This window comes from Variovorax sp. GrIS 2.14 (assembly GCF_046115955.1).
Lineage (GTDB): Bacteria > Pseudomonadota > Gammaproteobacteria > Burkholderiales > Burkholderiaceae_C > Variovorax.
Map to the genome: position 1 here is coordinate 1 of NZ_JBJXIA010000055.1, position 7791 is coordinate 7791.

The following is a 7791-nucleotide window of genomic DNA, read 5'->3' on the forward strand; positions in this document are numbered from 1 at the left end:
TGGCGTGATCGACCACAACCCCACGCTCGGCCATCATCTCTTGGATCTGTCGCAGGCTCAACGGGTACGCCGCTTACCAGCGAACGCACACCAGCTTCACCTCAATGGGGTAGTGCAGCCGCTTCAAAATCCTGCGTAGTGCTTCGTTCATCTTGTTCTTGCCCAGCGCTTCAGCTTACTCGTCGCTTCTTACTGCGACAGAACTAGAGCTACACGATGCTCACGCTCAACACCACCCGTTGATGCGCCGCATGCCCAAGCCCGATCCCATGTTTAGACCGGACGCCCAGGACAAACGCAGCGTGATCCCGATCGAGGCCGGTGACGTCGACCAGTGGCTGGCCGGCACCGTCGCAGAAGCCCAGAACGTCAAAGTTGAGCACAAGATGTTTCCAGGCACCACACACGAATTCTTCGGTATGGCGGCGGTGGTACCAAGCGCCAAGAAGGCTCAGGCGCTCGCTGGCAAACAGTTGCGGGCGGCGTTTGCAACCGGACGTTCCAGCTAACTGGATATTCGCCCGGTTGTGTTCAGGACGAGCAGAAAAGAGAAAGCCATAAACGGATGTTGGCGTTACATATTCGTCGCATACCGCACGAAAACGCAAGCTTTTGTCTTATCCAAGATAGCCCGGATTTCTGGAACCTTCGGTGCAAACGCAACCCCCACACAGTGCACAGAAACCCCTGACTGACGGCGAGGCGCATCTTGAAAAGCTCGTGTGCAGCGTGGCGACCGGAGATGCACAGGCTTTTCGCGACCTCTATGAACTTTCTCACGGCGTCCTCTACCGCTGGGCGTTCAAAGTTTGTCGCAGAAGGGAAACTGCAGAGGACATTCTCCAAGAGGCATTCATGAAGATTTGGGTTTTAGCGCCGGCGTTTGCGCCGGAACGAGGTTCGGCGATGGCGTGGATGCTCGTGATCACGCGCAGCCGGGCCATAGAGAGAGCATGCGTCGCCAAGTCACCAGCAGAGAAAGCTTAACTTTTGATTTAGACGATCGCGACGAGGAACAATCGTCGTCCGATCAGTTAGACCCCGGAAGCGTGCTGGATTCCAAGAGATTTTATGAAGAAGCGTGTTGGCATCTCGGCCAACTCAAGGCGCCCCAGCGTGATCTGCTCAGGCTTGCGTACTTGAGCGATATGAGCCACAGCGAAATCGCTTCCCACAACGCGATGCCAATCGGTACGGTCAGAACTTATATTCGGCGCGGATTGACCAATTTGCGCGCCGCAATGACTGCCTAGAGGCGTCCCCGACTATGACCGCCAGCAACCTTCTTTTCACGCTCCACGTCGACGCTGATGACGTCTGAAGCCAGGGGACGGACGACGATGATTGTCGGCTCAAACGACGTACGTTGCAGCTCTATCGGGTCCCACGGCGGGGATGAGAGATTGAGACCTGACGCGGTGTGATCGCCGTCGAGTACGCTGGCTTCAATCTCACTCCCGTTCGGCAGCGAAAAAATAACGGAATCGGCGGTCAAGGATTGCTGGGTACCGTCTTTCAAAACAACTACGACTGTTGATTGGACTGCAATTTATTTCCAGTTGGTGAGTTGATGAATGCATTGATCAGGTACCCAGCGCTGCAGATGGGTGCCAGTGTCATTCAGTCTTTTCACGCTGAAAAGAGTCGTGTCGAATTGGCATTAGGATGCAACGATCAGAAGCCATGTCATCCCAACGCGTGACGCCTCCCAAGCAACTTGGCCTGGGTCCAATCCATTCACGAAGATCACGCCAAAACGCGAGCTTCTCGACGAGATGGACCGGGTCGTGTCCTGTTTGATCAGATTGCGCATCTTTCCACGTGGATCCTTTGGATTCAGCGCTGAGCTACGGGTTCAAGGCAGCATCAAGCCCTCTTGGTGCGCTACGCGTTCCAGGGCCGCTTCAAACAAGCCACGCGACACCCCCGCGACGCGCTGCAGGTAGGCGTGCAACTCGGCATCGGCCGGGCTGCGGTTGGCGCAGTCTGCGCTGTAGGACTCAAAGCTCGACAGCTGCATCAGCAGTTCCGCCACATGGCGCGGGCATTCGCAGGCAAGGGTCGGCGACAGGCCCGCGATCGCCGTCAGTGTGGCGTCGTTGAAGCGACGCGGCGCAATGGGGTTCGCTGCCACGTCTGGCGTATTTCGCCGCACGGACTGCGCGTCGGCCGCTGGGGCGCCCTGCACCAACCTAATTTCCAGCGAGGTCGCCCACTTTGCCAGCGAAGCGTCGTCGCCCGGCTCGCGCAGCATCACTGCACCGGCGGCGACAAACGCACTCGTCGCTGCTGCACCCGCGAACCGATAAGCAACCGCCACCTGCCGGACGCGCCAGGCGTCTTGCGCAGCTTTCAGCCCAGGCAGTGCGCTGACTTGTAACCCCGGCGTTTGCCACAGCAGCAAATCGACCGCAACGCCAGCGGCCGCATGGCTGGCTTCAGCGAGCGACTCGAACACTGCCGTCACCCGCCAGGGACGCGTCTGGCGTTGGACCACCGCGGCGCGTTGCAGCCGCAGCGCCAGCGCCTGCCCGACCACGATCAAGCGCAGCGCTGCCGTCCCTCGGGCCGATCGAACACCGTGGCCGGCAGGACTGGCCGAGTGCGTGCTGGTCACTTGCTGCAATTGCGCGGCGTCCAGCGCGGCAATCGAGCCGATGGCATACCCCCGCTCGGTTAACTGCCGCAGCAGCAGCACCCGCTCGACGTCGGCAGCGCCGTAAAGCCGGTGTCCGGAAGGCGCGACGGTGGGGCCTACCGCTTGGTAGCGCTGCTCCCATATCCGCAGGGTCGACACCGGCATCCCTGCCATGCGCGCAACCGCTCCGCTGCGGAAGGTGGGCTGGGCCGCAGGGACAAGCAGCTCTTTGAGGACCATGGATCTTTCTTTGAGTTTGATTTGAGTCGTATTATTGCTTAATTAAGGCTAATTAAACCTTCTTGAGTTGGTTATGAACCTATTCGTCTACCATTTAATAATGTTAGAAAATGCCTCCGCACTCCCGACCGTGTACTTCGACGGTGGCTACCCGGCCTGCTCCCGCGAGGTCGCGATGTACCGGCGTCAGCCAAGGCAGTTGCGCCAGACCTTGCAGGACTGCCAAGGCGACGAGGTGGCCCCTTGTGAAGAGGCGGCAGCCGCTGGTGGCGGCGGCGACTCTGGTCCAGTGCTGCGCGTTTGGGGCTGGATCGTTGGCGTCGGATCGCGCGGCGCGGTGGCGATCTGCCGCCGCCTGTGAAAGACATCTGCATGAACGCGATCAACCCCGAGATCGAGCGCTTTGACCGGCTCAGCACGACCTGGTGGAACAGCACCGGGCCGATGCGGGCACTGCATGTCGTCAACGCTTTACGAATGGCATACGCACTCGAACGCATCGAGTCGCACTTTGGGCTGGCGCGCGGAGCGTCGCTGAAGGGCTTGCGCATTCTCGATGTCGGCTGCGGCGGCGGTCTTTTGTCGGAGCCGTTGGCGCGCATGGGCGCCCACGTGGTGGGCATCGACATATCGCCCGGCAACGTGGCGTCGGCCCGGCTGCACGCCGCACGGCATGGCGTCGCGGTCGAGTATCGGCTCGGTGACCCTTCCCAGACGCTGGGCCAGGAAGAACAATTCGATGTGGTATTGGCACTGGAGGTAGTCGAGCATGTCAACGACGCCGCTGCATTTGCCGAGTTCGTGGCACGCCGCGTCGCCGCTGGCGGGCTGCTTTTTGCATCCACCATCGACCGCACTTGGAAGAGCTTCGTACTCGCCATCGTCGCTGCCGAATACGTGATGCGCGTGCTGCCACGCCGAACCCATCAGTGGCGGCGCTTTGTGCGGCCCGCCGAACTGGCCGCTGCAGTAGCCCGTGCGGGCATGCAGCAGACCGATCTGCTCGGCATGCGCTACCTGCCAGTGCTGCATCGGGCCTCCTGGTGTCGCGACACCCGGGTCAACTACCTGGCAGTTTTCGCGCGCGACGCTGTGGCGCCAGCGGGAACACTGCAATGAAGAGCGATCGATCAACCAAGTCAAGCCGCTCTCTTTCAAGGGCAACAAACAGTCACTGCCGAGCAAGATCTGCGTTGCCTGCGGTCGTCCCATGACGTGGCGCAAGAGCTGGGCACGCAATTGGGACGAGGTGAAGTATTGTTCAGACGCATGCAGTAAATCCGGTAGCCATGCGGGCCAGGGTTGAGCAGCACATGACCAACGTACGCACACTGGTTGTGGTTCTCGGCGACCAACTCGACCTCGACGCCGCCGCCTTCGACGGTTTCGATCCCGAACAAGACGCCGTCTGGATGGCCGAGGTGGCCGAAGAGTCGACCCATGTCTGGTCGGGCAAGCCACGCATCGTCATGTTCCTGGCCGCCATGCGCCACTTTGCACAGGCGTTGCGCGACGCCGGCCGGCCGTTGCACTACACAAGCCTGGACGATACGGGCAATGGCGGCAGTCTGGCGGCTGAGTTGCAAGTGACGCTCCAACGACTGAAGCCGCAACGCCTGGTGATGACCGCGCCGGGCGACTGGCGCGTCTGGCAGTCGCTGAACGTCGAGGCCGGAGCGGCTGGCGTGGCGCTGGAGATCTGCGAAGACCGACACTTCTACACCACAGTGCGTGAGTTCGCAGCCCATGCCAAGGGGCGCAAAGCGCTGCGACTGGAGTATTTCTACCGCGAACTGCGCCAGCGCCACGGCGTGTTGGTGAAGGACGGTAAGCCCGAAGGCGACCAGTGGAACTTCGATGCCGACAACCGCAAAGCTTTCGGTGCCGCAGGACCGATGGGCGTGCCCGCGCGCGCCACGTTCGAACCCGATGCGTTGACGCGCCAGGTGATTGCACTCGTCAACCAGCGCTTTGCCAAGCACCCCGGCAATCTGGACAGCTTTGCCTGGCCGGTCACGCGCGAACAGGCGCTGGCGTCGCTGCACTCGTTCATCGAACAGCGCCTGCCGCTGTTCGGCCACTATGAAGACGCGATGTGGCCCGGCGAGCCCTGGCTTTATCACTCGCACCTGTCGGCTGCACTCAATCTCAAGCTGCTGAACCCGCGCGAAGTGGTGCAGGCCGCCGAGGAGGCGTACCGCGGGGGCCGCGCGCCGCTGCAAAGCGTGGAAGGTTTCATCCGCCAGATCCTGGGCTGGCGCGAATTCGTGCGCGGCATTTACTGGACGCAGATGCCTGGCTACGCCGAACGCAACGCGCTCGATGCGCAGCAAGCTCTACCGGCCTGGTACTGGACCGGCCAAACCGACATGGCGTGCCTGCGCGACGCGTTGCTGCAGACGCTGCAGCACGGCTACGCGCACCACATCCAGCGCCTGATGGTGACCGGTCTGTTCGCGCTGCTGCTGGGTGTGCGTCCGCAGGAGGTGCACGCGTGGTACCTGGCGGTGTATGTGGATGCCGTCGAGTGGGTGGAACTGCCCAACACGCTGGGCATGAGCCAGTACGGCGATGGCGGCCTGATGGCCAGCAAACCGTATGTCGCCACCGGCAAATATATCCAGCGCATGGGCGGGCCCTGCACCGGCTGCCGCTACGACCCGGCGCTGCGCGAAGGCGAACGTGCCTGCCCTTACACCACGCTCTACTGGGACTTTCTGATGCGCCATGAACCGCTGCTGCGGAAGAACTCGCGAATGGCGCTGCAGGTCAAGAACGTTGACCGAATGAGCGACGCGCAACGGCAGGCAGTGACGCAGCGCGCAGATGCGATCCGCGCCGGCCAGGTGGGCGTGAGTTCATGAGCTGTCACAGCGCCTTCGTGCCGACCCGGGCCGCAGCGCTGGCCCGCATCGCCGCCGTACGGCCAGCCGACTACGCGCGCACTCGCAATGCAATCGAAGGTGCGGTGACCCAGCTGTCGCCCTACATCACGCACGGCTTGGTCACGCTGCCGGAGGTGCTGGCCAGAGTCGCAGTCCGGCACCGGTTGGACCTGCAACACAAGTTCGTTTTCGAACTCGGTTGGCGTGAGTTCTTCCGCCATGTCTGGGCGCAACGCGGCGACGACGCCATCCTGCAGTCGCTGCACGAGGGTCCGATGCCCGCCGACGCCTATGCGAGCGAGTTGCCAATAGACATCCGCCAGGCGCGCACTGGCGTGCCGGCCATCGACATGGCCGTACGCACGCTGTATGCCACTGGCATGCTGCACAACCATGCGCGCATGTGGCTGGCCAGCTACGTCGTGCATCTGCGCAAGGTGCACTGGCGCGCCGGCGCCGATTGGCTGTACGCCCACCTGCTCGACGGCGACCTCGCCAGCAATCACCTCAGTTGGCAGTGGGTGGCCGGCACAGGCAGCAGCAAACCCTATCTCTTCAATGCAGAGAATGTGGCGCGCTACGCACCGGCAGGTTGGCACAGTGAGGGTAGCGTGATCGACCGGTCTTATGACGCGCTGGACGTCATCGCACGCAGTCGGTGGACCCCGCCCGTTTCTGCCGCGCGCGACGGCGTCGATGAGCCCGAACGGTTGCATCGGCCTTCCGCGATGGGCGCTGTGACCGCGCCTCTGGCGATCGATCTGGTTGGCCGCGACGTCTGGCTGGTCCACCCCTGGGCCTTGGACGAGCCGCCGCGCGACCTGCCCGCCGGCTGTCTGTGCGTGGGGCTGCTGCTGTCGGACTTTCATGATGTCTGGCCGTGGAGCCCCGCTCGCTGGGCTTTCGTGGGGGCGCGGCTGGCCGAAGTGGCACCGCTGTCTTTGTCTGGCAGCCGCGAACACGCCACGTTGGTCTTGGCCGGCGCACGGTCGGTTCAGACCCTGGCCGATCCACATGTTGATGCGCTGTTGCCCGCCTCAGTGATTCGACGCCCGGCACCGCGCCTGTTCGCCCAAGTCGAGCGGCCGTGCGCCTCGTTCTCGCGCTGGTGGACAGGTGCAACGCGCGGCGCACAGACCTTGCACGAGTTACCCGGACTGTCGCAGTGGCTTGACCGCGGATCAGCCGGGCCACTCTTCGATCAGTCTGAGCAAGCTGAACTGTCGTGATCGCCGGCATCGAGGCCGCGCGGATGTTCCGCAAAGGCCCGCTGGGCCGCCTCAAAAAAACTGCGCTGCCTTGCCGACACGTCACATTGCTGTCTTAAAGCGCTCCTAAGGTGCAACTTCATTCACATGCGCCCTTCGTCTCCTGTCAACACACTGCTGCGCCTCTCGATTCAACCGGGTTCGAGAGCGCCTGCGCACGGGCCTTTGCAAGGGCTCATGGACGACGGCCGGCTCCACGCAGTTTTCCAGCCGCTGGTCGATCTGCGAAACGGCGCGGTGTATGGCCACGAGGCGCTGATACGCGGCCCCGTCGATGGGCCGCTGCATATGCCCAGCGTGCTCTTCGAATGCGCGACGCTCGAGTCGAGCGTGATGCTATTCGAGCTGAAGTGCGTCGACGTCATCCTCGCGCAATGGTTCGCGTAGGGGCAGGATGGCACCCTGTTCGTCAACCTGAGCGCCGACGCGCTGGTTCGGGCGGCAACCACCGTACTGCCCCGCATGCTCGCCAACTCGGGGGTCGATCCACGCAAGCTTGTCATTGAACTGACTGAGCATGAACGTGCGACCGACCCGCAGGCGCTGGTGCGCACGGTCAAGTCGCTGAGCGCAGCCGGCATACGACTCGCGCTGGACAACTTTGGCGACGGCCATTCGAACTTGCGCCGATGGGCAGTGTCCGCGCCGAAGTAGAACTGAGCCATCGGGGATGCGGCTAAAAACTTGGACTGTTTATGCCGTGAGGCCCAAGCTTCTTCGGTAGTCGACGGGACTGCGCGCGCCCAAGGACATCTTGATC

The 7791-nt window shown here is 62.6% G+C and carries 12 protein-coding genes and 1 pseudogene; 10 read left to right on the top strand and 3 right to left on the bottom strand.

The features are described from left to right. Positions 1–151, bottom strand: a pseudogene (locus RCH10_RS26785) (IS6 family transposase); the annotation flags it as partial. Positions 152–251: 100 nt separating this feature from the next. Between RCH10_RS26785 and RCH10_RS26790 the strand changes: the two are divergent. The 3 genes from RCH10_RS26790 to RCH10_RS26800 all read left to right on the top strand — a co-directional run bounded on the left by RCH10_RS26790 (position 252) and on the right by RCH10_RS26800 (position 1253). Next, positions 252–509, top strand: coding sequence for a hypothetical protein (locus tag RCH10_RS26790; protein ID WP_409054734.1), 258 nt, complete (start codon positions 252–254; stop codon positions 507–509). A 220-nt stretch (positions 510–729) separates the two neighbouring features. Continuing rightward, positions 730–987, top strand: a complete 258-nt coding sequence (locus tag RCH10_RS26795; protein WP_409054740.1) for an RNA polymerase sigma factor — start codon at positions 730–732, stop codon at positions 985–987. Then, positions 954–1253, top strand: a complete 300-nt coding sequence (locus RCH10_RS26800) for a sigma factor-like helix-turn-helix DNA-binding protein (protein WP_409054735.1) — start codon at positions 954–956, stop codon at positions 1251–1253. The genes RCH10_RS26795 and RCH10_RS26800 overlap by 34 nt, the downstream gene beginning before the upstream one ends. On the opposite strand, the gene RCH10_RS26805 is transcribed toward RCH10_RS26800, so the two are convergent. Both RCH10_RS26805 and RCH10_RS26810 read right to left on the bottom strand, forming a co-directional pair. Beyond that, positions 1250–1495, bottom strand: a complete 246-nt coding sequence (locus RCH10_RS26805) for a hypothetical protein (RefSeq protein ID WP_409054736.1) — start codon at positions 1493–1495, stop codon at positions 1250–1252. The two genes, RCH10_RS26800 and RCH10_RS26805, sit on opposite strands and share 4 nt — an antisense overlap. A gap of 360 nt (positions 1496–1855) precedes the next feature. Continuing rightward, on the bottom strand, positions 1856–2878 hold the full coding sequence (locus RCH10_RS26810) for a MerR family transcriptional regulator (protein ID WP_409054737.1): 1023 nt from the start codon (positions 2876–2878) through the stop codon (positions 1856–1858). Positions 2879–2978: 100 nt separating this feature from the next. On the opposite strand from RCH10_RS26810, the gene RCH10_RS26815 reads away from it, so the two are divergent. From RCH10_RS26815 to RCH10_RS26845, 7 genes are all read left to right on the top strand, one after another. Beyond that, the gene (locus RCH10_RS26815) at positions 2979–3239 is read left to right on the top strand and encodes a hypothetical protein (protein ID WP_409054738.1); all 261 of its coding nucleotides are present in this window, start codon (positions 2979–2981) and stop codon (positions 3237–3239) included. Between the two features lie 11 nt (positions 3240–3250). After that, positions 3251–3997, top strand: a complete 747-nt coding sequence (gene ubiG / locus RCH10_RS26820) for a bifunctional 2-polyprenyl-6-hydroxyphenol methylase/3-demethylubiquinol 3-O-methyltransferase UbiG (RefSeq protein WP_323499526.1) — start codon at positions 3251–3253, stop codon at positions 3995–3997. A gap of 55 nt (positions 3998–4052) precedes the next feature. Continuing rightward, positions 4053–4184: a DUF2256 domain-containing protein gene (locus RCH10_RS26825; protein ID WP_409054741.1), complete on the top strand. Its 132-nt coding sequence runs from the start codon at positions 4053–4055 to the stop codon at positions 4182–4184. 7 nt (positions 4185–4191) lie between these two features. After that, entirely contained in the window at positions 4192–5742 is a 1551-nt protein-coding gene (locus tag RCH10_RS26830) for a cryptochrome/photolyase family protein (RefSeq protein WP_323499527.1), read from the top strand. After that, complete coding sequence (locus RCH10_RS26835; protein ID WP_323499528.1) at positions 5739–6992, top strand: FAD-binding domain-containing protein; 1254 nt, start codon at positions 5739–5741, stop codon at positions 6990–6992. The genes RCH10_RS26830 and RCH10_RS26835 overlap by 4 nt, the downstream gene beginning before the upstream one ends. 126 nt (positions 6993–7118) lie before the next feature. After that, positions 7119–7418 carry a hypothetical protein gene (locus RCH10_RS26840; protein ID WP_409054739.1) on the top strand — a complete coding sequence of 100 codons (300 nt, stop codon included), beginning with the start codon at positions 7119–7121 and terminating at the stop codon, positions 7416–7418. A 15-nt stretch (positions 7419–7433) separates the two neighbouring features. Next, entirely contained in the window at positions 7434–7685 is a 252-nt protein-coding gene (locus tag RCH10_RS26845) for an EAL domain-containing protein (protein WP_323499531.1), read from the top strand. The last annotated feature ends 106 nt before the right edge of the window (positions 7686–7791 follow it).

Excerpts from the sequence above, each read along its gene's own strand:
- RCH10_RS26830 (WP_323499527.1), top strand. The coding sequence starts at position 4,192 with ATGACCAACGTACGCACACTGGTTGTGGTTCTCGGCGACCAACTCGAC.
- RCH10_RS26815 (WP_409054738.1), top strand. The coding sequence starts at position 2,979 with ATGTTAGAAAATGCCTCCGCACTCCCGACCGTGTACTTCGACGGTGGC.
- RCH10_RS26840 (WP_409054739.1), top strand. The coding sequence starts at position 7,119 with ATGCGCCCTTCGTCTCCTGTCAACACACTGCTGCGCCTCTCGATTCAA.
- ubiG (WP_323499526.1), top strand. The coding sequence starts at position 3,251 with ATGAACGCGATCAACCCCGAGATCGAGCGCTTTGACCGGCTCAGCACG.
- RCH10_RS26835 (WP_323499528.1), top strand. The coding sequence starts at position 5,739 with ATGAGCTGTCACAGCGCCTTCGTGCCGACCCGGGCCGCAGCGCTGGCC.
- RCH10_RS26790 (WP_409054734.1), top strand. The coding sequence starts at position 252 with ATGCCCAAGCCCGATCCCATGTTTAGACCGGACGCCCAGGACAAACGC.
- RCH10_RS26800 (WP_409054735.1), top strand. The coding sequence starts at position 954 with ATGCGTCGCCAAGTCACCAGCAGAGAAAGCTTAACTTTTGATTTAGAC.
- RCH10_RS26810 (WP_409054737.1), bottom strand. The coding sequence starts at position 2,878 with ATGGTCCTCAAAGAGCTGCTTGTCCCTGCGGCCCAGCCCACCTTCCGC.